The following is a 24,142-nucleotide window of genomic DNA, read 5'->3' on the forward strand; positions in this document are numbered from 1 at the left end:
GCAATGGTTCGGCGCTCGCCCTCGGCGACTATCAGGCCATCTGTGGCCAGAAGGTCACTATAGAAAAGCTCGAAGCGAGCTGTTCACACCCAGGGCCACAGTTCAAAGAGCATATTCTAGAGATCAGAATAGGCTGCCGACACGGTCAAGTTTCCGGCATGTGCAATCTTGCGGTCGTAGCTTGCCCATATTTCACCACCACACTGCTCCGACCAGCGGTAACAGAAAGAAAAATCGGTAGGCAGATCCAGTTCCGGGGTCACGATCTTCGCGAACGGCGTCAGGAAATTCTCGAACCGGGCGGTGTACTTGTTCCTTCTGTAACGAGAGCGGTCCACTGTCTCGGGCAATCTCTCGATGATCGTCGTCACGCAGTCGCGGGAAACCAGAAAAATGCCCGTGCCGCATGACGTTACCCGGACAAAGCCCCCAATCTCCTGCCGGGGTTCGACAGGGGTTCCGATGAACTCCAGGCTTTGTGCGAAGGCCTTGTCGAAGGGCAGCGCCGACAGCGAGTGGAGTTTTTGGAGATCGACCAGGCGCCGGGGATACAAGGTGCCGACGACCGGCTTGTCCAGCGCCAGCATCGCCGCGATGAGGTCAGGAGAAAAGCCCATGTCGCTGTCGATCATCAGGATGTGACTGCAATCCGGCTTCCCGTAGTAGAAATTCGTCAGCAGATAGTTCCGGGAAAACGGGATGTCCGTGTACTCGATTTCCGACAGCGTGAAGGCGTAGCCGGACAGGCTCTTGTGGGTCAGGGCCGCGAAGAGGCTGCGAACGAACACGCTTTTGTAGGCTGCGCCATAAACCGGCAGCGCAAGGTTGATCTTGATCGGCATCGTATCCTCCACAGTCCAGTGACCGAGCGCATACAAATCCCTTTTCCCTATCTTTGACATGATACTTGGTATAAATTTTTGCAGGCCTTCGGCGGCACGGGGTCCATACGCTCAGGCATGATTGTGTTTGCGTGGTGGTGCGCTTCGAAGGTTGCAAGACCAGGATTGACGCAGACCGGAACGAGCATGCTGATATGACGCATTGCCACAGACTCCTGTTTCGCATCCCGCTGCTTCTGCTTCTCGTGCTTCTTGGCTCGGCTGGCGTTCGCGCCGCGGTCGAGCAGAACCCGTCGCCGCAGCCGCGCAACCGGCTGGCGATCGTCATCGGCAATTCGAACTACCAAAGCACCCGGCTCGAGCATCTCCCCAACGCGGCAAACGATGCCACAAGGCTTTCCGAGAGCCTGAAGCGGCTGAATTTCGAAGTCCTGACGGGAACCGATCTTTCGACCGAGGGTTTCGCCAAACTGCTTCGAGACGCCGATGTAAAGCTGCCGGACGCCAGCGCGGTGTTGATTTTCTATGCCGGCCATGGCGTGCAGTTGCAGGGTGAAAACTACCTGCTTCCGGTCGACACGCCCGATCCCGAAAGCCTCGAAAAACTGACGGCCAGCGCCATCAAGCTGAATGATGTGATCGCGAGGTTCGCGCGCCGGGACCGCCAGACATTCATATTCCTGGATGCGTGCCGCAACAATCCGCTCGGTGCCGGCGCCGGCGCGGGCAATGGCCTGGCGCAAGTTGACGTCGGTGAGAACACGTTCGTTGCCTTTGCCACTCAGCCCGGCAATGTCACGGCCGATGGCGGCGGCGAAAACAGCCCGTTCACCGTTGCGTTGCTGAAGAATCTCGAGATCCCCGGGCTCAGCGTCTCGGACATGATGATCCGCGTCCGCAACGAAACCGAAGCGTTGACAGCTGGCCGCCAAGTGCCGTGGGATCAATCGAACCTGCGCGAGCAGTTCTATTTCACGGAGCAGCAGGCACTCGATCCAGCACAATTGAGCGCAAGCCTTTCGCGAATTCTGGCGGACCCCATCGCAAAGAAAAGATTGCAGGTCGAGCTTGCCTCCAGCGATCTGCAAACTGCCGTGCTTGTCGTCGGGCAGACGTTGCGGTCGGTCGAGATTCCGGCACCGTCAGCCGGGTTGCCTGAGCCGGTCGGCACTCAGGTCGCCAATCTGTCTCCAACCGAAAGCGTTGAGGGCGCTCGCCAAAGCGTCGTCTCCGGCCTCGAAACCCTCATTGTCGGCGCATCGGCGGGCGAAGCGGAAAAGGACAAGGCGGGCGATCTTGCGCGCAGCATCCAGACGGAACTTCGTCGCCTGGGTTGCTACCGGATGCAGGTTGACGGCGATTGGGGCACGGGCTCCATCCGCGCCCTCACCGACTATTACAAAAACACCAAACAGGTCGCATCGACGACCGAGCCGACAGTCGGACTGCTCGGCGATCTGTTTTTGCGCTCCGGCAGAATCTGCAAGCAGCCGGTCATCGTAAAGGCCAAGCCGGCTAAAGTTGCGTCGGATGCCGACTCCTCGCGAACCGGTTCCAACCGCAAGACTGCGAAACGCTCGCAGGCCGCCCCGCAACGCCCCGCACCTCCCCCGCCAGATATTGGTGCGGGCATAGGCATTGGCGGTGTGTTTTAAGATATTGGCGATCAGACCTGCTTCGGGAGCGCGACCGAATCTTCCTTGATCATTGCCTGACGAACACGCCCGTGTAGGTCTGGCCGGCGAGCGTATTGGTTGCGGCCAGGGTTCCGTCGGGCAGCATCGCAAAACTGACGTCCGCGCCATTCGGGAGGCGCCCAAGCTTCAACGTGGTCCCTACGATTTTTCCTGCGCCGGCCGCCTCTCCCGGATTGTTGTCGCCCAGAATCCCCCACGCATAGGTGACCGTCACCTCTCCCTTCGACGAGACAGATTGAACAGCCAGTTTGCCTTCAGATGTGCCCTCCAATCGTCCGGCCCAATTGCCCGAAAAAGCAGCGTACTTTGCCGGAACGCCCTTTGCAGGAGGCGTGATCGTTACGGATTGATCGATGATGGCCGGGCCAGGGGCAACAGCGGCAGGATCCAAGGCCGGTTCGGGAGCGGCGGATTGCGGCGCTTCAGGAGCCGATTGGCAGGCAGCGAGCGCAAGGGCCGCGAGGGCCAGCATAAGGTTCCGCATCGAATTCTCCACATCGTCCCGACGGACGGTATCCGAAAAGCCCGCCGATCAGCCGAAAGTTCCCCCCGGGGCCGGATGTCGGAGACGCCTGACGGGCCGAACAGTGGCCCTAGTATAGCCGGGCGCCGGCCGTATGGCGACATTGCGCGGCCGGACCTCAGTGGCTGCTGCATGCCCGCCTCCATTGTCTCAACGACGCAGGCTGGCGTAGCGGGCACACTTGCGGATCTCTTCGCGAGAAATGCCAGCATCCGCCAGTGTGCTGTCCGGCACACGCCTCAAGCTCGCAAGCGTCTGGCGATAGGCAAGCCAGCGGGCGAAACGGCGTCGAAGTTCATACAACATGATCGTCTCCTTCGGCGCGCGGAATGCCGGCGCGCCTGGGTTGGTCGAAAGCGCAAAACATCGGCGCGAAGCGCATGCGCGATCGAAAGGATTGCGCTGGCTTCCTGGCCAGCCAGGCGCTTGTCACTGTCCCGCCAGGCGGGATTGTCCAACGCCTCCAATGCCTGCATACTTGCGTAAGATGGCCGCTTCGCGCTACAGCCACGGTCGCAACAAGTTTTTCATTTCTGCAAAATGGATATCGACTGGGACGATCTGAGGTTGTTTCTCGACGTTGCGCGGCTGGGTGGCTTGAGCGCAGCGACGGGGACCACGCGCCTCAGCGCAGCCACCCTTGGACGACGCGTCACCGCGCTCGAAAAGCAGATCGGCGAACCACTGTTCGTGCGTCAGCAGACCGGCTACCGGCTGACCCCGGTCGGTGAAGAACTGCTGCGCCGCGCCGAAGACGTCGAGGCAGCAATGCAGTCGCTGACCCGCTGGCGCGAGGGAAGCCTGCCCGACCGCATTGTCCGCGTCTCGGCCGGGCCATGGACCTCGGCCTTCGTTTCCGCCCATATCGGCGAGATCTGGACGGTCGATGACGGCATAAGGGTGGAACTCGTCACCACCACTGACAGGGTCGACATCGGACGCCGAGCCGCCGACATCGGCATCCGCAGCGAGCGACCGACCGAGCAGTGGCTGGCCGGCCGTCAGAGCGGCAAGGTCGCCCACGCCATTTATTCAGGGCGCCACCTGATCAACGGCATCGCCGCCGGGTTGTTCGTCGGCGTCACCGGCGACGGGGCAAACATTGCTTCGGCGCGCTGGCTGCAAGCCCATCACGGCGACCGCATCGCCGTGCGCGGCAACAACACCCATTCGGTGCGCGAACTGGTGGCCGCCGGCGCCGGCCTTTCCGTCTTTCCGTGCTTCGTCGGTGACAGCGATCCACGGCTGGTTCGCGTCGCTCAGCCTATCCCCGAACTCGAAACCGACCAGTGGATCGTCACCCATCATGAGGAACGTCACTCCCCGCCGGTGCGAAAAGTCGCCGACCGGATTGCCGCCTTGATGCGGGCGCACCAGCCGCTGTTTCGCGGCGAGACGCCCATCCGGTAAGCCTCGGCGTCGAGCGACCGCCAGCCGAGCCGCATGCTGGCGGTGCCGGCTTTGTGTCGCGAGCCGTCGTGCCGCGTGAAACTTTGCTCTCGATCAATGAATGCCCAATCCAGGTCGAGTAGGTTGTCAGGACTGAACGGTTCGTTTCGGCAGAGATGTTCGACGTTCAGAGATGTTCGACGTTCGCGGTGAGACCATCGATTTGGGCCAGCCTGGTGGGGCAATGCCTTGCCCTTCTAGTTCTTCCGACGAATTGACAATGGGACGATTGAAATCCGAAAGCAGGGCGTGATGACAGCTTGGCCCGGTCTTGCAGCTGACCTGGTCCAGGAATTGAAAGGAAGAGTTGGAGTTTGGGAGGGATAGCATGGGCGAGGATCTATCCGGTTATCATGCCGACCGCATTCAGGCCGCGATCGCTTCCGACGCGGCGGCAAAGTCCGCGCTGGTTGCCTCTTGGCGACGGTCTTCCAATTTGCATCGGCTCGATCCAGCCGACTGCAGCCCACCACGCTACCTGACGGCAATGGAACTGGGGCAGGCCCGGCAACGCATCGAGCCGCTTGTCCGGGCTGCCCAATCGAGCCTGGACCGCCTCTATCTTGCGGTGGGTGGCGTCGGATGCTGTGTTCTTCTCGCCGATCGTGAGGGCGTGCCGGTCGAACGACGCGGTGCCCAGGTCGACGACGAAACGTTTCATTCATGGGGGTTGTGGACCGGCTCGGTCTGGAATGAGGAAAGCCAGGGCACCAACGGGATCGGCACCTGCCTGGTTGAGCAGCGCGCGCTCACAATCCACCGCGACCAGCACTTTCATACGCGCAACACGGGGCTCAGTTGCACCACCGCTCCGATCTACGATCACCAGGGAGATCTTGTGGCCGCGCTTGACGTGTCTTCCTGCCGGGCCGACCTGACCGAGGCCTTCGCCAATCTTATCTCGGTGGCCGTGGTCGACGCGGCGCGCCGGATCGAGGCGGAGAACTTCAAGATAGCATTCCCGAAGGCGCGAATTCTGCTGGCGCCGGTGACCGACAAAGGTTCGGGCGCGCTGATCGCGGTCGACGCGGACGACTTTGTGGTCGGCGCGACCCGTTCGGCTCGCCTAGCGCTTGGAATTACGCAACAGTGTCTCGACAGGCCGATGCCCGCCGCCGATCTGCTTGGTTGGGCCGAGAGCGGCCCCGAAGTCCTCGCCGAGGCGGAGCGCGGCGTGCTGCAGCGGGCGCTGGCGCGGGCGGACGGAAATGTCTCGGCTGCGGCCCAGGCGCTCGGCATCAGCCGGGCGACACTTCACCGCAAGCTCAACCGGCTGGATGTCCACAGGCCTCACTGACCATCCGAATCCTCGCGTGACTGTCGCAATTCTGCGACACATGCCGCCCGCCCACTGTCCTCGGCACGGTGACAATAGCGGCGGAAATCGCAAGTCTCTCTTCCGAAGCGTCGCATCCCGCGACGTCGGCTTTGGGAGGAAGACACATGAACAAGGTTGAATTCTCACGCTCGGTCAAGGCGCCCTTCGACAAGCGCTACGGCAATTTCATCGGCGGCAAATGGGCCGAGCCGCGCTCGGGCCGCTACTTCGAGAACCACTCGCCGGTGAACGGCCAGCTGCTGTGCGAGGTGGCGCGCTCGGATGCCCAGGACATCGAGGCGGCTCTGGATGCGGCGCATGCCGCCAAGGACGCCTGGGGGCGCACCAGCGTGGCCGACCGGTCGCTCATCCTCAACCGCATCGCCGATCGCATGGAGGAAAACCTCGATCTCCTCGCTCGCGCCGAAACCTGGGACAACGGCAAGCCGATCCGCGAAACGACCGCGGCCGACCTGCCGCTCGCGATCGACCATTTCCGCTATTTCGCCGGCGCCGTGCGCGGCCAGGAAGGCAGCCTCTCGCAGATCGACGACGATACCGTCGCCTATCATTTCCACGAGCCGCTCGGCGTGGTCGGCCAGATCATCCCGTGGAACTTCCCGCTGCTGATGGCGTGCTGGAAACTTGCCCCCGCGCTTGCAGCCGGAAACTGCGTCGTGCTCAAGCCTGCCGAGCAGACACCGGCCGCCATCCTGCTCTGGGCCGATCTGATCGGCGATCTGCTGCCGCCAGGCGTGCTCAACATCGTCAACGGCTTCGGCCTCGAGGCCGGCAAGCCGCTCGCATCCTCGCCGCGCATTGCCAAGATCGCCTTCACCGGCGAGACCACGACGGGCCGGCTGATCATGCAATATGCCAGCCAGAACCTCATTCCCGTGACGCTGGAACTGGGCGGCAAGTCGCCCAACATCTTCTTTAGGGATGTTGTCGCCGAGGACGATGATTTCTTCGACAAGGCAATCGAAGGCTTCGTCATGTTCGCGCTGAACCAGGGCGAAGTCTGCACCTGCCCAAGCCGCGCGCTCATCCACGAATCGATCTACGACACCTTCATGGAACGCGCCCTCAAGCGTGTCGAGGCGATCGTACAGGGCGATCCACTCGACCCGGCGACGATGATCGGCGCGCAGGCCTCGTCCGAGCAGCTGGAAAAGATCCTGTCCTATATCGACATAGGCCGGCAGGAGGGCGCCGAGGTGCTGACCGGCGGGTCGCGCAACGTCCTGCCCGGCGATCTGGCGGGCGGCTACTACGTCAAGCCGACGGTGTTCAAGGGCCACAACAAGATGCGCATCTTCCAGGAGGAGATTTTCGGACCCGTGGTTTCGGTCACGACCTTCAGGGACGACGACGAAGCGCTGGCAATAGCCAACGATACGCTCTATGGCCTCGGCGCCGGCGTCTGGACGCGTGACGGCAACCGCGCCTACCGCTTCGGCCGCGCGATCCAGGCCGGCCGCGTCTGGACCAATTGCTACCACGCCTATCCCGCGCATGCGGCTTTCGGCGGCTACAAGCAGTCCGGTATCGGTCGCGAGACCCACAAGATGATGCTCGACCACTACCAGCAGACCAAGAACATGCTGGTCAGCTATAGCCCGAAGAAGCTCGGCTTCTTCTGATCGCCTCTTTGGCTCGCAGCGCGGCTCCGCGAGGGGCCGCGCCCCAATTTTGAAACCGGAAAAGACCATGCATGCGAAGGTCACGGCGACGCCGGCAGCCCTTGAACTGATCGCGGAGATCGTTGCCGAGCATGGTCCGGTGCTGTTCCATCAATCCGGCGGCTGCTGCGACGGCTCTTCACCCATGTGCTATCCGCGTGGCGGTTTCATCGTCGGCGACCATGATGTGCTGCTCGGCCACATCGAAGACGCGCCCTTCTACATCGGCGCTTCGCAATTCGAGGCCTGGAAGCACACCGATCTCATTATCGACGTGGTGCCCGGTCGCGGCGGCATGTTCTCGCTCGACAATGGACGGGAGAAGCGGTTCCTGACGCGGTCGACGATCTGCGCCGTTCATGGATAATGAGGATGTATCGGGCTGCTTCCTCTTTGTCTCAGCGCAACGAGCATCCCGGAAATCAGATGCAACATGTCCGCTTCCAAACTTGGACGAGCGGCATGAAGCGCAAATTCAGCGACGATGCGACGATGGACGAAATCATGCACGGGTCGCCGGCGGCCATCCGGGTGGTGCTCCAACACGGCCTGCTTTGCGTCGGCTGCCCAATTGCTTCGTTCCACACCGTTTCCGACGCGGCACGGGAGCACGACCTGAACGCGGACCAACTCAGCGCCGATCTGCAGGCGGCGGTCGAGAGTTCCCACTCCGACTAGCTCTTCTCCGAACGGCCCTCGGCGATCAGAAGCAGCCGGTGAGGTTCGACCACGGTCACCTTCTGGCGTCCGCTTTTGACCAATGCCTGCTCTTCCCAGGCCGAGAGCAGCCGGCTCACAGTATGGAGCGTCGTTCCTGTCATCTCGGCAATGTCCTGACGTGAGATCGGGAAGTCGATCAGGATTCCTTCCTCTGTCTTCCTGCCAGCCTGCTTGACCAGCTTGAGCAGCGCATGGGCAACGCGCTGTTCCACTTGCTCCGTGGCCATCTCGATGACGCGCGTGTGGGCGTCCTGCAGCCTGCTGCCGACGATTTTGTAGGTGTTGGCGCCGAAGCTCGGGAAATTCGCTGCGAATGTCGGCCACAAGTGACTTGCCCAGGCAAGAACCACGCAATCGGCGGCAGCGATCGCATTTGCCGGATAGGTGGTACGGCCAAGCGCATGGGCAATGCCCATCAGGTCGCCAGGACTTATGTACCGCACAGTCACCTCGTGACCGTCAGGCGTCGATTTCACCACACGCACATGTCCGTCGAGCAGCAGGAAGAAGGAATGTGCGTCCTGCTCCTGCTCGAACACCGGTTGGTCCTTGGCAATCCGGAGCGACCTGGCCTGGCCGAGGATGCGATCGAGATCCGTGGCGGCTATGCCCTCGAAGACAGGCAGCCCGGCAATCAGCGAGCGATCGAGGCTACCCAACTCTGTTCCCTCCCGAACTTGACCGCGGCCAACGCACCCGAGTCCCTCTGGTCCTGGAATGTCTCATGGGCGACCGATGGGCGGCAAGAGGCGCGTGCCTTGGCTCTCTCCCATGCGCCACGCTCCATGAAAAGCGCCAGGGATGTTTTGTTCCCGAGTTTGCGCCAGCGCAAATCGCCAAGCCGTCTGGTGGCTTAGAAAGGGCGCAACCGGTTGATGCCGTGAGAACTCAAGAAAGGATTTCCAAATGAAACTGCCTCTGATCGCCGCGGCCATCGCCATGCTGTCCATTGCCGGCACTGCAAATGCCGAAGAACATATCGTGCAGATGCTGAACAAGGGTGAGAAAGGTTCGATGGTCTTCCAACCCGCCTTTGTTCGGGCGGTGCCCGGCGACACGATCAAGTTTGTGCCGACCGACAAGTCCCACAATGCCGAGAGCATCAAAGGAATGATCCCGGACGGCGCCGAAGCCTTCAAGGGCAAGCCCAGCGAAGAAATAACCGTGACCCTCGCCAAGGAGGGCGTCTATGGGGTGAAGTGCGCGCCACACTACGGCATGGGCATGGTTGCGCTGGTCGTGGTCGGCAAGCCCGTCAACCTGGAGGCGGCTGAAGCCGTCAAGCAGGTCGGAAAAGCCAAACCCGTATTCGCCGAACTGTTCGCCGAGGCGACCAAGGCTGCTTCCAACTGACTCGTTTTCACAAGATGCCCTCCGGTTCGCAATCTACCGGAGGCACAGGCCGGACAGACCGGGGGAGCGGTCTGGTCCGGCCTGTTTCATATGGGGCGTCGAGACACGACACCATCCTCCCGTCCCCAACGTTTTGCCCTATCCAAGATTGCTGATCCGGAGCTGGCAGTTGGTGACGCTCAGCCGGCTCCGCTGCCCCGCCCAGTCATTCGAGCAACCCAACAAATGAAATCAGATTTGCGCCAGCGCAAAGACGCTGTCCGCGAGCAGGCTATTCTTGGATCATCAGATGGGTGAACAAAGGAGATGGAAATGCTTACGAGACGAGAAGCTTTGTTAGGCTCTGTCCTTACCGCGGCCGCCGTTGCCACCATTGGCCAATTGCCGGCCGTGGCGAGCGCGAAGGACGTCGCTGGATTGCCACGCGAAAAGGTCACCCTGGTCGCGCCGCCGTTCGTCCACGCCCATGAGCAAGTGGCCAAGGGCGGGCCCAAGGTCGTCGAATTCACGATGACGATCGAGGAGAAGCCAGTCGTCATCGATGCCGACGGCACGCAGCTCAATGCGATGACCTACAACGGCTCGATTCCAGGCCCGCTTATGGTCGTGCATCAAAGCGACTATATCGAACTCACCCTGATCAATCCCGACACCAATACGCTCGCCCACAACATCGATTTCCATGCTGCTACCGGCGCGCTCGGCGGCGGCGGGCTGACGCTGATCAATCCGGGCGAGCAGGTCACGCTTCGCTTCAAGGCAACCCGCACCGGCACGTTCGTCTACCACTGCGCGCCAGGTGGTGCGATGATCCCGTGGCATGTCGTGTCAGGCATGAGCGGGGCGGTGATGGTTCTGCCGCGCGACGGCCTCAAGGACGATAAGGGCAAGCCCGTTCGCTACGACCACATCTACTACATCGGCGAAAACGACTTCTACATCCCGCGCGACGAGCAGGGAAAATTCAAGAAATATGAAACGGCCGGCGACAACTACGACGACACCGTGAAGGTCATGCGCGGGCTGATCCCGACGCATGTGGTGTTCAACGGCAAGGCCGGTTCGCTGACCGGCGACAATGCCATGAAGGCGAAGGTCGGCGAAACGATATTGATCGTTCACTCGCAGGCCAACCGCGACACGCGTCCGCACCTGATCGGCGGTCATGGCGACTTTGTCTGGGAACAGGGCAAGTTCGCCAACCCTCCGGCCAAGGACCTGGAAACCTGGTTCATCCGCGGCGGGTCGGCCGGCGCGGCGCTCTACACCTTCCTGCAGCCGGGCGTCTACGCCTATGTGAACCACAATCTAATCGAGGCAGTGGAACTCGGAGCGACAGCGCACTTCACGGTCGACGGAAGCTGGGACGACGATCTGATGATGCAGGTCGAAGCGCCCAAGGCGATCGCCTCGTAGACGGGAGATCCGATGCTCGGTGCAATCCCGCGGCGGAGCCAAGGGATTGCACTTGGAGCGGGATTCAAAACCATGTCCTTCGATCCTGTCTTCACCTTCGGAACAATTGCGGCCGCCGCACTGATCGGCACGGGCATAACCCATGCGCTCGACAGCAGTTCTTCGGAATTTCCCCAAGCGGTAGCGGTGAGCGAACTGGTTGTCCTGGGACCTGGCTCGTTCGATCACCCACAGCCCGGGGAATTCCTCAAGGACAGCCATCCCGTCGCGGCGCCCATCGTGCAGGAAACCATCGATGCGCCACTGGAAATCATGAAATACCAGGTAGGCGTGTCGGACTATGCACGCTGCGTGGCGGACGGCGCCTGCAAGCCCGCCGACTCGCGCAAGATCGGCAACGTTCCGGTCACCGGCGTCAGCCACATCGATGCCGAAGCCTATGCGACCTGGTTTTCGGTCCGCACAGGTGCGACATGGCGACTGCCCACGGATGTGGAGTGGGCCTATGCCGCCGCCGAACGATTCCGAAGCGATATAGAGGGTGACGAAAACGAGCCGAACAACCCGGCGCGGCGCTGGCTCGCCCAGTATCGCGCCGAGAGCGCGCTCGGCCGGAAGCCAGATCCTGAACCAAGGGTGCAGGGGGCTTTTGGTATCAACTCAAACGGATTGGCGGACGTTGCGGGGAACGTCTGGGAATGGACCTCGACGTGCTACCACCACGCAACCATGGCCAGCGAGGGTGTGAGGATTGCCAGTTCGATCGACAATTGCGGCGTGCACGCCGTGGAGGGCTTCCACCGCACTTACATGTCGAACTTCATCCGCGACGGCAAGAGCGGCGGCTGCGCCGTGGGAACGCCGCCCGACAATCTGGGTTTCCGGCTTGTCCGCGACCGGCCTAGCTTTCTTCAAGCCACCATTCGCAGCTTGGGATTAACCTGACCGCAGCGGAAACAAGAGAGCATGAATGACTTCAAAATCAGCTTCGGTTGAGAGGGCGCGCCCCGTCGCGGAACAGCCTCTGAGCCATGTCGGCGTCGATCGGGCGTCGATCGGAAAACTGGTCCGCGTATTCTATGCCAAAATCAGGGGGAACGAGCGCCTCGGGCCGATCTTCGCGCGCGAGATCACCGGCGATTGGGAGCCTCATCTTGAGAAAATGACGGACTTCTGGTGCTCCGTCATCCTGAAGAGCGGCGACTATCACGGCCGGCCGGTGCCGGCGCACCTCAAACTCGGGGATGTCACTGAGGCCGATTTCGATATCTGGCAGGACCTGTTCGGCCAGACCGCGGCCGAACTCTTCGCCCCGGAAACGGCGGCGGTGTTTGTCGACCGGGCCGAACGGATCGCGACAAGCCTGAAGCTGGCGATGTTCTTTCGCCTTGGTCCAGCCACACCAGGCGAAGGCCAACAGGCGAACTTGGCGAAACCCGACCGGTTGCTTCAAGACTCGAAAGGCCAGCGCCAGGTTTGATTTTACGCAAGGAAAGCGTCGCTCGCGGCTCCTAGTTTCCTCGCATGGCTCTCAACCTCTTCGTCGGCACGATCGTCATAAGCCTGACGATCGTCATTCACACCTTCGGCCTCATTGCCGTCACCCGTGCGATGGGACATCTGGTGGCGCGATTTCGCATGCATGGTCGGCGAAGCCGGGTCGTTGCAATGATCAGCGTGGTGATGGGCCTTTTTGCCGTCATGACAGCCGAGGTCTGGTTGTGGGCAGGAGTGTACCGCCAGCTCGGCATCCTGCCCGACTTCGAGACCGCGCTCTACTTTTCCACCATCACCTTTTCGACCGTCGGCTATGGCGACGTGGTGCCGGTCCATGACTGGCGCGTGCTGGCGGCGCTGGAAGGCGTGAACGGCTTTCTTCTGCTCGGCTGGTCGACCGCCTATCTGATCGCGGCCGGAACGCGCATCGGCCCGTTCAGGGCCGGCGAGCACTTTTGACCGGTAACCCGGACCGTCTCACACTGCCACGGAATGCCTGCCCGTTCCCTTTTCGAGATATTTATCGAATTTCGCAGCCACCGTCCTGACAATGGGGCGGCTCTCCTCTGGCACGACGAAGGTTTCCCCATCGAGCGTGAGCATCTTGCCGAAGCCGTCGATGGCCAGCCGGCTTGCCTCAAGCAGCAGTCTTTCGCCGACCGTGCCGAAGAGTTCCACCAGATCGATTGCCGAAAAACGGAACTGGCACATCAGGCGTTCGATGATCCAGCCTCTGGCGACATCGTCGACGCTCAGCTCGATGCCGCGCGCCGTCGCCAGCTGCCCGCCGTTCACAACCTTCTCGTACTCGCCCGTCGCGGTGATGTTCTGTGCGTAGCCTTGCCGGAACCGGCTGATGGCGGATGGCCCGAGACCGATCAGCGTTTCGCAGCGATCCTCGGTATAGCCCTGGAAATTCCGGCGGATCATTCCGGCGCGAGCCGAGACCGCGAGCGTGTCATCCGGCTTTGCGAAATGGTCTATACCGATGACCTCGTATCCGGCGTCCTGGATCAGCCGGGCGGCAAGTTGCGACTGAGCCAACCGCTCGGCGGACTGGGGCAGCCACGCATCGTCGATCATCGTTTGATGCTTCTTGAACCACGGTACGTGCGCGTATCCGAACAGGGCAATCCTGTCGGGTTCCAGCGTCAGCGCCTGCGTGACCGTCGAGGCAACGCTTTCGAGCGTCTGGTGCGGCAGCCCGTAAAGCAGGTCGAGGTTGACGGAGTTCACACCGCGAGCCCGGGTGCCATCCACCACATGCTTGGTCAGCAGAAAGCTCTGTTCGCGGTTGATCGCCTTCTGCACCTTGGGATCGAAGTCCTGTACGCCAAGGCTGGCTCTGGTCATGCCGATTGCAGCAAGGGCGTCCAGACGGGTCTCGTCCATGTCGTTGGGATCGATTTCGACGCTGACACTGGCATCCGCACGAAATTCGAACCGGTCCCGCAGGAGCTTGCCGAGCGCCAGCATGTCGTCGGGTTTCAACATGGTCGGCGAACCGCCGCCGAAGTGGACGGCGCGGACGCGACCTTTGTCGCTCAGGAGGCGCGCAACCGTTTCGATCTCCCTGTGCAGAGCACTGAGGAAGGTCGTCACCGGCGCATAGTGTCGTGTCTGCTTGGTATGGCACGCGCAAAACCAGCACAGCCTGTCGCAATAGGGGACATGCAGGTAGAGCGATATCTCGTCATCGCTTTCGAGGCTTTCCATCCAGCCGCGAACCGATATGGCGTCGATGCCGGGATGAAAGTGCGGCGCGGTCGGATAGCTCGTGTAGCGCGGAACGTTTTCGCCCGCCGCGACAGTCAGATTTGCATGGGTGCCGTTGGCTATTTGTGTCTGCATGAGCGGCACTCTAGAAACAGCGGCCCGCCGAATCCTTGATCTTCGTCAAGCGGCTGGCGGCAAGGACAAACTGACGCAACGATTCTCGAGGCGGTGGTGGTATCCTGCCGGCATCTTGACCTCGAGCGATGAAATGACCGTCAGACAGGACATCCACAGTTCCGGCATTCCCGTTCTTTGCCAGTCCTGCGAGGCACGGCATCGCGGCGTCTGCGGCGCGCTCGATCCCCACCAGCTTGTCGAACTCGCCAAGACCTCGTCACGGCACAGTGTCGAGCCGGGGAGCGAACTGATCGGCGACGCCGAAACCGTCGACAGCTACTCGAACGTGCTGTCCGGCGTGGTGAAGCTGACGAAGAGCCTTTCGGACGGGCGCCAGCAGATTGTCGGCCTCCAGTTCGCGCCGGATTTCCTGGGACGACCTTTCAAGGTGGAAAGCGAGATCAACGCGGAAGCGGCGACGGCTGCCTCCCTTTGTTCGTTTCCGAAGACGGCCATCGAACGGATGATGAAGGAATCGCCGGAGCTCGAACATCGCATGCTCAAGCAGACGCTGAACGAACTCGACGAGGCGCGCGACTGGATGGTGACGCTTGGCCGCAAGAGCGCGTCGGAGAAAGTGGCGAGCTTCCTCCTGATGATCGCCAGGAACATCGATCCAACGGTCGGCCCAACTGCCAGGTCGGCGACTTTCGATCTGCCGCTGACACGCGCCGACATAGCGGATTTCCTCGGCCTGACGATCGAGACGGTGAGCCGCCAGCTGACCAGACTGCGAACCGACGGGGTGATCCGGATCGAGAACAACCGGCGTGTGATGGTGGATAGTCTCAGTCGGCTGGAGCAACGCTCCGGCGCCTAATGCATGTCGCCCCAAAAGTGGCCCGGTTTTGGGACAACGACATGCATAAAAACAAAGACCACGTGAAGCGCGTCGCCTGAATCCGTTCAAACGCGACGCGCTTTAGACCCGGCGGCGCATTCGGCACCCATTGCGGTTCTAGCCGAGATCGACAATCCCGATCTTCGGCAGGACGTGCTCCCGTTCGAATGCGATATGCCGGCGCAGGCTCTCGAAGAAGCCGCGCAGCATGAAGCCGACGGCTTCGGCATTGTCGATCGTCTTGCCATGGCCGATCGCCAGCAGGATCTCCGTCACCTCGGCGGCAAAGCATTCGTCTTCGACATGTTCGGCGCGCAGCCGGCGGGTTGAGGCAAGACTGGCCTCCCCGCGGCTTATGGCCGCCTCATATGCCGGAAAGATGATCGTCTCTTCATATTGATGGATGTCGCGCAGCAGCGGAACGATGGCGTTGGCAGTGCCCAGGCATTTCAGGCGATCGACGCGCGGCAAGGCATCGGCGATTTTTTCCAGCGCGTCGCAGAGCTGCAGCTTTTCCCGATGCGCTCGCTTCATCACCGCGGCAGGGATCGCCTCTCTGCCGGATCGGCCCGTAAGCATGCAATCTTCGCGGCGTGTTTCGAACAGCGTCGATCTCCCTTCTTTGTCCCTGTTCAATGGCAGCCTCCCAGTCTTTCGCGAGACCAACGCTGCCCAATCCGAAAGAGCTGAGCTTTGACATGGATCAAGGCGGCGACAACGCGACTGAGGAATTGGTGTCCACGCGGATTGACGTCCGCGCATCGGAATCCGAGGTCGGGGACATGTCATGAAGTTCGGCACACAAATCGTCGCTTTGGGCCTTTTCACATTTGCGGCTCTGGTAGCTGCCGGCTTCGGCGTGGACGAGCCTTTCCGGCAGCATATGTGGGTGCTGTTTTTTGTGTTGCTCGGTTTTGTCGCCGTCCTCATCCGCAACACGAGCTTCGAAGGTGCCGCTCCGATCGACCCGTCCACCTATATGGATGGACCGATCCGCTACGGCGCGATCGCCACCATGTTCTGGGGGGTCGTCGGCATGCTCGTCGGCGTGGTCATCGCGCTGCAGCTTGCCTACCCGGATCTCAACATCCAGCCCTGGTTCAACTTCGGCCGGTTGCGGCCGCTGCACACATCCGGCGTCGTCTTCGCTTTCGGCGGCAACGCATTGCTTTGCACGTCATTATACGTCGTGCAACGCACCTGCCGCGCGCGGCTGTTCGGCGGCGATCTCGGCTGGTTCGTGTTCTGGGGTTACCAGCTTTTCATCGTCATGGCCGCGACGGGCTATCTGCTCGGCATCACTGAGAGCCGCGAATACGCCGAACCCGAATGGTATGTTGACATCTGGCTGACCGTCGTCTGGGTCGCCTATCTCATCCTGTTCCTCGGCACGATCCTGAAGCGCAAGGAACCGCATATCTACGTCGCAAACTGGTTCTACCTGTCGTTCATCGTCACCATCGCGATGCTGCATGTAGTCAACAACCTGTCGATGCCGGCCTCGTTCCTGGGCTCCAAGAGTTACTCCGCCTTTTCCGGCGTCCAGGACGCGCTGACGCAGTGGTGGTACGGCCACAACGCCGTCGGCTTCTTCCTGACCGCCGGCTTCCTCGGCATGATGTATTATTTCGTGCCAAAGCAGGCGAACCGGCCGGTCTATTCCTACCGGCTGTCGATCATCCATTTCTGGGCGATCATCTTCCTCTACATCTGGGCCGGCCCGCATCATCTGCACTACACCGCCCTGCCCGACTGGGCGCAGACGCTCGGCATGGTGTTCTCGATCATGCTGTGGATGCCGTCATGGGGCGGCATGATCAACGGCCTGATGACGCTGTCGGGCGCCTGGGACAAGCTCCGCACCGACCCGATCATCCGCATGATGGTGATGGCCATCGCCTTCTACGGCATGTCGACCTTCGAAGGTCCGATGATGTCGATCAAGACGGTCAATTCGCTGTCGCATTATACCGACTGGACCATTGGCCACGTGCACTCGGGTGCGCTCGGCTGGGTCGGCATGATCTCGTTCGGCGCGATCTACTACATGGTGCCGAAGCTCTGGAACCGTCACCGGCTCTACTCGCTGCGGCTGGTCACCTGGCACTTCTGGCTGGCGACGCTCGGCATCGTCGTCTACGCCGCGGTGATGTGGGTGTCCGGCATCATGCAGGGGCTGATGTGGCGCGAATACGACGAGCAGGGCTTCCTGGTCTACTCCTTCGCTGAAACCGTCGCCGCCATGCACCCCTACTATGTCATGCGCGCCATCGGCGGGGCCATGTACCTCTCCGGCGCCCTGATCATGGCCTGGAACATCACCATGACCATCCTCGGATACCAGCGCGAGGAGGAGCCGATGCCCGGCTCCGTTCCCACCCTTCAGCCTGCCGAATAAGGAGCCAGAAAATGGGCTTGATGGACAGACACGCACTGATCGAGAAGAACGCCACGCTTCTTCTTGTGGGCTCCCTCCTTGTGGTGACCGTCGGCGGTATCGTCGAGATCGCACCGCTCTTCTATCTCGACAACACGATCGAGAAGGTGGAAGGCATGCGGCCTTACTCGCCGCTCGAACTTGCCGGGCGCAACATCTACGTGCGCGAGGGCTGCTACCTCTGCCACAGCCAGATGATCAGGCCGTTCCGCGACGAAGTCGAGCGCTATGGTCACTACAGCCTGGCGGCCGAGTCGATGTACGATCATCCCTTCCAATGGGGATCGAAGCGCACCGGGCCGGACCTCGCCCGGGTCGGTGACCGCTACTCGAATGTATGGCATGTCGAGCACCTCGCCGATCCGCGTTCAGTAGTGCCGGAATCGATCATGCCGAGCTACGCGTTTCTGAAAGACACGCCAATCGAGGTGAAGGATTTCTCCACGCATCTGGTCGCCAACCGGCGTGTCGGCGTCCCCTACAGCGATGACATGATCGCGCATGCCAATGCTGATTTGATGGCGCAGGCCGATCCCAATGCCGACACATCCGGCCTGGAAGCCCGTTACCCCAAAGCCAAGATCGGCGACTTCGACGGCAACCCGCAACAGGTCACCGAAATGGATGCCCTCGTCGCCTATCTGCAGATGCTCGGCACGCTGGTCGATTTCAAGAACTACGACGAAGCCGCCGGCTACCGCTGAGGAGTTTTATCGATGGATTACAATTTGATGCGGGAGTTCGCCGACAGCTGGGCGTTGCTCGCCATGGCGCTTTTCTTTGCCGGCGCAATCGCCTTCGCGCTGCGCCCCGGCAGCCGCAAGCTGGCCGACGAAGCTGCCCGGATTCCCCTTGAGGACGACTGATCATGAGCAACGAGCATATCGACCAGGTCTCTGGCGTCTCGACCACCGGCCATGAGTGGGATGGCATTCGGGAACTCAACAACCCGCTTCCGCGCTGGTGGGTCGTAACCTTTTACATCACCATTGTCTGGGCGATCGGCTACACCATCGCCTATCCGGCATGGCCTCTGCTGCACTCGGCGACGAAGGGGGTGCTCGGCTATTCCAGCCGCGACGAGGTCAAGAACGAGCTGACCGCGGCTGAAGCCGCCAAGGGCAAGTATGTCGCGGCGGTAGAGCAGAAAACCGTCTCGGAGATTGCCGCGGACGATGCCTTGCGCGAATTCGCGGTCGCTGCCGGCGGCGCTGCTTTCAAGGTCAATTGCGTACAATGTCATGGCTCGGGCGCCCAAGGTTCCAAGGGCTTTCCCAATCTCAACGACGACGATTGGCTGTGGGGCGGCAAGGCCGAGCAGATCCAGCAGACCATCACGCACGGCATCCGCTTCGCGTCCGATCCGGACACGCGCCTGTCGGAAATGCCTGCCTTCGGCGACATCATCACCCCCGAGCAGATCACTCAGGTCAGCGCCTACGTGGCCAGCCTCTCCGGCCAGATCAAGGACGCAAGCCTCATTGAGCCCGGCGCCAAGGTCTTCGCGGAAAATTGCGTCGCTTGCCACGGCGACAACGCAAAAGGCAACAAGGAGCTCGGCGCCCCCGATCTGACCGATGCGATCTGGCTCTACGGGTCGGGCGAGGCAGCCATCGCCGCCCAGGTCCGCGCGCCGAAACAGGGCGTGATGCCGGCCTGGGGCGCGCGCCTGGGCGAGACTAAGGTCAAGGAGCTGGCGGTCTACGTTCATTCGCTTGGCGGCGGAGAATAGGAAGCGGGGGCCTATTCTCCTCCCTTCACCGCGCAGGCGACGAGGCCCGGCTCTGCCGGGCCTCGACTTGCATTCCGGCAACCCGGTTTGACTTGCATCAACGCGCCTGACCCTGCCTTGCTGCAAGACTTCCTTACGCCGGCAGCCCAGCATGGGCAGGTTGCCGCCGGCGCGAGTGGAGATGCATGTGCTGGACAATACGCAGGTAGAACGGCTTGAAGCCGAGGCGGTCAATTCCGCCAAGGTGCGCCAGCCAATGTATGCCGCGCGCAAGAAGATCTTCCCGAAACGCGCCTCAGGCAGCTTTCGCCGGTTCAAATGGCTGGTGATGGCGATTACGCTCGGCATCTACTACCTGACGCCCTGGCTGCGCTGGGATCGGGGAGCTTTCGCGCCGGACCAGGCCGTGCTGCTCGATCTTGCAAACCGGCGTTTCTACTTCTTCTTCATCGAGATATGGCCGCAGGAGTTCTACTATGTGGCCGGCCTTCTGGTCATGGCCGGCGTCGGTCTTTTCCTGATCACGTCGACTGTCGGCCGCGCCTGGTGCGGCTACACATGTCCGCAGACTGTTTGGGTCGATCTGTTCCTGGTCGTCGAGCGGGCCATCGAGGGTGACCGCAACGCGCGCATGAAGCTCGATGCCGGGCCGTGGACCGCGCGCAAGCTCGTGCTGCGGGTATCGAAACACGCCATCTGGCTGGTCATAGGGGCGGCGACCGGCGGCGCCTGGATCTTCTATTTCGCCGACGCGCCGACGCTGGTCGGCGAACTCTTCACCGGCACAGCGGCACCCGTCGCCTACATCACCGTCGCCGTGCTGACGGCGACGACCTATACGTTCGGCGGGCTGATGCGCGAGCAGGTCTGCACTTACATGTGCCCATGGCCGCGCATCCAGGCGGCCATGCTCGACGAAAGTTCGCTCACCGTCACCTACAATGACTGGCGCGGCGAACCGCGCTCGCGTCACGCCAAGAAAGTGCAGGCCGCGGGACAGTCCGTCGGCGACTGCGTCGACTGCAATGCCTGCGTCGCGGTCTGCCCGATGGGGATAGACATTCGTGACGGCCAGCAGCTCGAATGCATCACCTGCGCGCTTTGCATCGACGCCTGCGACGGCGTCATGGACAAGCTCGGCAGGGAGCGCGGGCTGATCTCCTACGCGACGCTCTCCGACTACAACGCCAACATGATGCTGGCGACCGCGGGCGGCTCCGGTTCAGTCAATCCGTCGCTGGTCCGGACCGCCGACGGCTTGTTCTCCGACAAGGTGGCCCATTTCCATATCCGCAAGATCTTTCGTCCGCGCACTTACGTCTACATGGGTGTGTGGTCGCTGATCGGCCTGGGCCTGCTCTATTCGTTGCTGACGCGCGACCGGCTCGAAGTCAACGTGCTGCATGACCGCAATCCGCAATTCGTCACGCTGTCGGACGGTTCGATCCGCAACGGTTACACCGTCAAGCTGCTCAACATGATCCCGGAGCCAAGGACGATCGTCGTCACCATGCAAGGCTTGCCAGGAGCTGACATGAGCGTGGTCGGCGACGATATCCCCACAGGCCGTTCTTTCGCCATCCCGGTCGAACCCGACCGGCTGAAGGTGCTGAAGGTTTTCGTGCGACAGCCGGCGGGTCAGATCCAGGGCACGGCGCAAACCTTCACGTTCCGGGTCGAGGACAAGGCGAGCTTCGAGTCGGACGAGTACACCGCCACCTTCAACGCGCCGGAGATCGCCAGATGAACGCCAACGCGCAGAAATCCCGTGAATTCACCGGCAGGCACATGTTGGCCATCGTCCTTGCCTTTTTCGGCGTGGTCATCGCGGTCAATCTGACCATGGCGACACTCGCCAGCACGAGCTGGACCGGCCTTGTCGTCGAAAACACCTATGTGGCGAGCCAGCAATTCAACAAAAAGGCCGAGGAAGGGCGCGCGCAGGCGGCTCTCGGCTGGGCCGGCAAACTGACCATCGCATGGGGCGAGGTCCGCTACAGCCTCACTGATGGCGCCGGCAAGCCGGTTCCCCTGCATGCCGTCAAGGTGCTGTTTCGCCATCCCGCATACGAGAAAGAAGACAAGTCCGTCACGCTCGCCCTCGCCTCCGGCCAGGAATTCGCCGCGCAACACATGCCTAAGGACGGCGTCTGGATCGTCGAAGTCGACGCCGATGCCGGTCTCGCGGAACCCTATCGCGACGTCCGCAGGATCATGATTTCCCACGGAGCGCTGCAATGAGCTGTTGTGCGCCGGGCGCGGAAATGGCGCTGGATCTTGAGACATCCGTCTTACCCTCGAGCCAGGAAATCCGATTGGCGAGCCGATCGCTTGGCGACGACCTTCACCAGACCGATCTTTCAGTGCCGACGGTTCATTGCGCGGCCTGTATCCAGGCGATCGAGACGGCGCTTGGCAGGCTCGATTACGTCGAGGGCGTTCGCGTCAACCTGTCGACGAAACGGGTCTCGATCCAGTGGCGCGGGAATGAAATTCCGCCGGTCGTCGCCGCGCTTGGACGGCTCGGCTACGAGGCGCATCTGTTCGACCCCGAGGTTGGCGAGAAGCACAAGACGCTTTCGGAACTGATCCGCGCCGTCGCGGTCGCGGGCTTTGCGGCGGGCAACATCATGCTGCTTTCGGTCTCGGTCTGGTCCGGTGCGGAAGGCGCGACGCGGGACCTGTTCCATTGGGTGTCGGCGCTGATCGCCATCCCTGCGCTCGCCTTCGCCGGCGGCATCTATTTCCGCTCGGCCTGGAATGCGCTCCGCCACGGTCGCATGAACATGGATGTGCCGATCGCGGTCGGCGTCTCGCTCGCCTATGCCATGAGCCTCTACGAGACCATCAACCATGGCGAGCACGCCTATTTCGACGCGTCGGTCTCGCTGCTGTTCTTCCTGTTGATCGGCCGCACGCTGGATCACGTGATGCGGGAGCGTGCCCGCACCGCGGTGAACGGCCTGGCGCGGCTGGCGGCGCGCGGCGCCATGGTGCAGCGCGATGACGACACACGCGACTACCTGCCTGTCGGCGAGATCGAACCGGGCATGCACCTGCTCGTCGCTGCCGGCGAAAGGATCCCCGTCGACGGCAGGATCATTCGCGGAGCCTCCGATCTCGACTGCTCGCTGGTTTCCGGCGAGAGCACGCCGAAAACCGTGGCGTCAGGGGAACGGGTTCAGGCCGGCACGCTCAATCTTACCGGCCCGCTGACCGTCGAGGCTACCGCTGCTGCAAAGGACTCCTTCCTGGCGGAAATGGTCAGGCTGATGGAAGCCGCCGAGGGTGGTCGTGCGCACTACCGCCGGATCGCCGACCGCGTCTCGGCGCTCTATGCGCCGGTGGTACATCTCACCGCCTTCGTGACTTTCCTTGGCTGGATGGCGGCAACCGGCGACTGGCATCGGGCAGTGACGATCGCCATCGCCGTTCTCATCATCACATGCCCATGCGCGCTCGGCCTCGCGGTGCCGATCGTGCAGGTCGTCGCCGCTCGGCGCCTGTTCGAAAACGGCATCATGGTCAAGGATGGTTCGGCCATGGAGCGCCTGGCGACGATCGATATAGCGGTGTTCGACAAGACCGGAACGCTCACGCTCGGCCAGCCCCGGCTGGTCAACGCGTCGTCGATCGATCCGGCGATGCTGGCGATCGCAGCCGACATGGCCGCGCACTCCCGCCACCCATTCTCGAAGGCCATAGCCGGTTTCGCGAATTCTGTCGGTCAACCGAAACTGGAGGCCGTCAGCGAGCACCCCGGTTTCGGGATCGAAGCCACAACCGCGGACAGCACCTGGCGGTTGGGTCGGCGCGGATGGGCTGGATGGAAGGCGCGGACCGGTGGCGAAGGCAGGTACGGCGGGTTTGGCGGAACGGTTCTTTCGAAGAATGGAACGATCGTCGCGTGCTTTGTCTTCGAGGATGCACTGCGTGCCGATGCCAGGACGAGCATTGGCGAGTTGAACGAGGCCGAGGTGTCGGTGGAAATGTTGTCCGGCGACACCGCGGCCGCTTGTCGTGACGTTGCGGAAACCCTCGGTGTCGAGCGTTTCGTTCCGGCCCTGCTGCCGTCCGGCAAGGTCGAATGCATAGAGGCGCTGGCCAAAGCCGGACACAAGGTGCTGATGGTTGGTGACGGGCTCAACGACACGCCCGCACTGGGCGCGGCGCACGTCTCGATCGCCCCGGCCACCGCTGCCGACATCGGACGCAACGCCGCCGATTTCGTCTTCCTGCGTGAAAGCCTCCTGGCGGTGCCCCTCGCCCTCGACATCTCGCGGAAGGCCGGACGGCTGATACGCCAGAACCTTGCCATCGCGATCATCTACAACACCGTTGCCGTGCCGATCGCCGTTCTCGGCCATGTCACGCCGCTCATCGCGGCGATAGCGATGTCCGCCTCGTCGCTGCTGGTCATCGGAAACGCGTTGCGGCTGCAGGGCTTTGGGCCGGATGCTCCAGCAAGAAGCGCGGCGCCCGACAGGCGCTCCAGCATCGGCACATTGGCACAATCCTCATGACGACGCTCGTCTATCTCATACCTGTGGCCCTGTTCCTCGGCGCGCTCGGGCTGGCCGGCTTCCTGTGGGCCTTGAGGAGCGGTCAATATGAGGATCTCGACGGGGCGGCGGAACGGATTCTCATCGACGGGGACGACAAGTCAAATTGACGTCCGTCGATGCCGGGAATGATGCAGATCAAGGTATGTCCCGCACAGGCTTCGATAATGATCCGATAGA

The 24,142-nt window shown here is 62.0% G+C and carries 26 protein-coding genes; 20 read left to right on the plus strand and 6 right to left on the minus strand.

Annotated elements, in window-relative coordinates; all coding sequences use genetic code 11:
* Positions 1-116: 116 nt before the first annotated feature.
* On the minus strand, positions 117-842 hold the full coding sequence (locus ACFSQT_RS20685) for a hypothetical protein (protein ID WP_379021574.1): 726 nt from the start codon (positions 840-842) through the stop codon (positions 117-119).
* Positions 843-1,036: 194 nt separating this feature from the next.
* Between ACFSQT_RS20685 and ACFSQT_RS20690 the strand changes: the two genes are divergently transcribed.
* A complete protein-coding gene (locus ACFSQT_RS20690) occupies positions 1,037-2,497 on the plus strand; it encodes a caspase family protein (RefSeq protein WP_379021576.1) in 1,461 nt (486 codons plus the stop codon).
* A 49-nt stretch (positions 2,498-2,546) separates the two neighbouring features.
* On the opposite strand, the gene ACFSQT_RS20695 is transcribed toward ACFSQT_RS20690, so the two are convergent.
* Positions 2,547-3,023: a hypothetical protein gene (locus ACFSQT_RS20695; RefSeq protein WP_379021578.1), complete on the minus strand. Its 477-nt coding sequence runs from the start codon at positions 3,021-3,023 to the stop codon at positions 2,547-2,549.
* A gap of 189 nt (positions 3,024-3,212) precedes the next feature.
* On the minus strand, positions 3,213-3,368 hold the full coding sequence (locus tag ACFSQT_RS20700; RefSeq protein ID WP_379021580.1) for a YjiS-like domain-containing protein: 156 nt from the start codon (positions 3,366-3,368) through the stop codon (positions 3,213-3,215).
* 234 nt (positions 3,369-3,602) lie between these two features.
* Between ACFSQT_RS20700 and ACFSQT_RS20705 the strand changes: the two genes are divergently transcribed.
* The 5 genes from ACFSQT_RS20705 (at position 3,603) to ACFSQT_RS20725 (ending at position 8,189) form a co-directional block, all read left to right on the plus strand.
* Positions 3,603-4,472 (plus strand): LysR family transcriptional regulator, encoded by an 870-nt coding sequence (locus ACFSQT_RS20705; protein WP_379021582.1) that lies wholly within the window; start codon positions 3,603-3,605, stop codon positions 4,470-4,472.
* A 367-nt stretch (positions 4,473-4,839) separates the two neighbouring features.
* Complete coding sequence (locus ACFSQT_RS20710) at positions 4,840-5,808, plus strand: helix-turn-helix domain-containing protein (protein ID WP_379021584.1); 969 nt, start codon at positions 4,840-4,842, stop codon at positions 5,806-5,808.
* A 146-nt stretch (positions 5,809-5,954) separates the two neighbouring features.
* The gene (gene adh / locus ACFSQT_RS20715) at positions 5,955-7,472 is read left to right on the plus strand and encodes an aldehyde dehydrogenase (protein ID WP_379021586.1); all 1,518 of its coding nucleotides are present in this window, start codon (positions 5,955-5,957) and stop codon (positions 7,470-7,472) included.
* A 67-nt stretch (positions 7,473-7,539) separates the two neighbouring features.
* Entirely contained in the window at positions 7,540-7,878 is a 339-nt protein-coding gene (locus tag ACFSQT_RS20720) for a DUF779 domain-containing protein (protein ID WP_379021588.1), read from the plus strand.
* A gap of 95 nt (positions 7,879-7,973) precedes the next feature.
* The gene (locus ACFSQT_RS20725; RefSeq protein WP_379021589.1) at positions 7,974-8,189 is read left to right on the plus strand and encodes a DUF1858 domain-containing protein; all 216 of its coding nucleotides are present in this window, start codon (positions 7,974-7,976) and stop codon (positions 8,187-8,189) included.
* Here the strand turns inward: ACFSQT_RS20725 and ACFSQT_RS20730 are convergent.
* A complete protein-coding gene (locus ACFSQT_RS20730) occupies positions 8,186-8,890 on the minus strand; it encodes a Crp/Fnr family transcriptional regulator (protein ID WP_379021591.1) in 705 nt (234 codons plus the stop codon). The two genes, ACFSQT_RS20725 and ACFSQT_RS20730, sit on opposite strands and share 4 nt — an antisense overlap.
* Before the next feature lie 247 nt (positions 8,891-9,137).
* Between ACFSQT_RS20730 and ACFSQT_RS20735 the strand changes: the two genes are divergently transcribed.
* From ACFSQT_RS20735 to ACFSQT_RS20755, 5 genes are all read left to right on the plus strand, one after another.
* Entirely contained in the window at positions 9,138-9,584 is a 447-nt protein-coding gene (locus ACFSQT_RS20735) for a pseudoazurin (RefSeq protein WP_379021593.1), read from the plus strand.
* 312 nt (positions 9,585-9,896) lie between these two features.
* On the plus strand, positions 9,897-11,000 hold the full coding sequence (gene nirK / locus ACFSQT_RS20740; RefSeq protein WP_379021595.1) for a copper-containing nitrite reductase: 1,104 nt from the start codon (positions 9,897-9,899) through the stop codon (positions 10,998-11,000).
* A 72-nt stretch (positions 11,001-11,072) separates the two neighbouring features.
* A complete protein-coding gene (locus ACFSQT_RS20745) occupies positions 11,073-11,945 on the plus strand; it encodes an SUMF1/EgtB/PvdO family nonheme iron enzyme (RefSeq protein WP_379021597.1) in 873 nt (290 codons plus the stop codon).
* A 25-nt stretch (positions 11,946-11,970) separates the two neighbouring features.
* Entirely contained in the window at positions 11,971-12,480 is a 510-nt protein-coding gene (locus ACFSQT_RS20750) for a group III truncated hemoglobin (protein WP_379021599.1), read from the plus strand.
* A 44-nt stretch (positions 12,481-12,524) separates the two neighbouring features.
* Complete coding sequence (locus ACFSQT_RS20755; protein ID WP_379021601.1) at positions 12,525-12,956, plus strand: potassium channel family protein; 432 nt, start codon at positions 12,525-12,527, stop codon at positions 12,954-12,956.
* 18 nt (positions 12,957-12,974) lie between these two features.
* Here ACFSQT_RS20755 and hemN read toward each other — a convergent pair whose 3' ends face one another.
* Complete coding sequence (hemN, locus tag ACFSQT_RS20760) at positions 12,975-14,348, minus strand: oxygen-independent coproporphyrinogen III oxidase (protein WP_379021603.1); 1,374 nt, start codon at positions 14,346-14,348, stop codon at positions 12,975-12,977.
* Between the two features lie 133 nt (positions 14,349-14,481).
* Between hemN and ACFSQT_RS20765 the strand changes: the two genes are divergently transcribed.
* On the plus strand, positions 14,482-15,210 hold the full coding sequence (locus tag ACFSQT_RS20765; RefSeq protein ID WP_379021605.1) for a Crp/Fnr family transcriptional regulator: 729 nt from the start codon (positions 14,482-14,484) through the stop codon (positions 15,208-15,210).
* Positions 15,211-15,348: 138 nt separating this feature from the next.
* Here ACFSQT_RS20765 and ACFSQT_RS20770 read toward each other — a convergent pair whose 3' ends face one another.
* Positions 15,349-15,765 carry a hemerythrin domain-containing protein gene (locus ACFSQT_RS20770; RefSeq protein WP_379021931.1) on the minus strand — a complete coding sequence of 139 codons (417 nt, stop codon included), beginning with the start codon at positions 15,763-15,765 and terminating at the stop codon, positions 15,349-15,351.
* Between the two features lie 253 nt (positions 15,766-16,018).
* Between ACFSQT_RS20770 and ccoN the strand changes: the two genes are divergently transcribed.
* From ccoN to ccoS, 8 genes are all read left to right on the plus strand, one after another.
* Positions 16,019-17,629, plus strand: coding sequence for a cytochrome-c oxidase, cbb3-type subunit I (gene ccoN, locus ACFSQT_RS20775; RefSeq protein ID WP_379021607.1), 1,611 nt, complete (start codon positions 16,019-16,021; stop codon positions 17,627-17,629).
* 11 nt (positions 17,630-17,640) lie between these two features.
* On the plus strand, positions 17,641-18,372 hold the full coding sequence (gene ccoO, locus ACFSQT_RS20780; RefSeq protein WP_292178729.1) for a cytochrome-c oxidase, cbb3-type subunit II: 732 nt from the start codon (positions 17,641-17,643) through the stop codon (positions 18,370-18,372).
* 12 nt (positions 18,373-18,384) lie between these two features.
* Entirely contained in the window at positions 18,385-18,534 is a 150-nt protein-coding gene (locus ACFSQT_RS20785) for a cbb3-type cytochrome c oxidase subunit 3 (protein WP_379021610.1), read from the plus strand.
* Positions 18,535-18,536: 2 nt separating this feature from the next.
* Positions 18,537-19,400, plus strand: coding sequence for a cytochrome-c oxidase, cbb3-type subunit III (gene ccoP, locus ACFSQT_RS20790; protein ID WP_379021612.1), 864 nt, complete (start codon positions 18,537-18,539; stop codon positions 19,398-19,400).
* A 181-nt stretch (positions 19,401-19,581) separates the two neighbouring features.
* A complete protein-coding gene (ccoG, locus tag ACFSQT_RS20795) occupies positions 19,582-21,147 on the plus strand; it encodes a cytochrome c oxidase accessory protein CcoG (RefSeq protein ID WP_379021933.1) in 1,566 nt (521 codons plus the stop codon).
* The gene (locus ACFSQT_RS20800; RefSeq protein WP_379021614.1) at positions 21,144-21,641 is read left to right on the plus strand and encodes a FixH family protein; all 498 of its coding nucleotides are present in this window, start codon (positions 21,144-21,146) and stop codon (positions 21,639-21,641) included. Before ccoG ends, ACFSQT_RS20800 begins: the two co-directional genes overlap by 4 nt.
* Positions 21,638-23,923, plus strand: coding sequence for a cation-translocating P-type ATPase (locus tag ACFSQT_RS20805; protein ID WP_379021616.1), 2,286 nt, complete (start codon positions 21,638-21,640; stop codon positions 23,921-23,923). The genes ACFSQT_RS20800 and ACFSQT_RS20805 overlap by 4 nt, the downstream gene beginning before the upstream one ends.
* Complete coding sequence (gene ccoS, locus ACFSQT_RS20810; RefSeq protein WP_379021618.1) at positions 23,920-24,072, plus strand: cbb3-type cytochrome oxidase assembly protein CcoS; 153 nt, start codon at positions 23,920-23,922, stop codon at positions 24,070-24,072. Before ACFSQT_RS20805 ends, ccoS begins: the two co-directional genes overlap by 4 nt.
* The last annotated feature ends 70 nt before the right edge of the window (positions 24,073-24,142 follow it).

The sequence above is a fragment of the Mesorhizobium calcicola genome (genome assembly GCF_042682105.1).
GTDB classification, from domain to species: domain Bacteria; phylum Pseudomonadota; class Alphaproteobacteria; order Rhizobiales; family Rhizobiaceae; genus Mesorhizobium; species Mesorhizobium calcicola.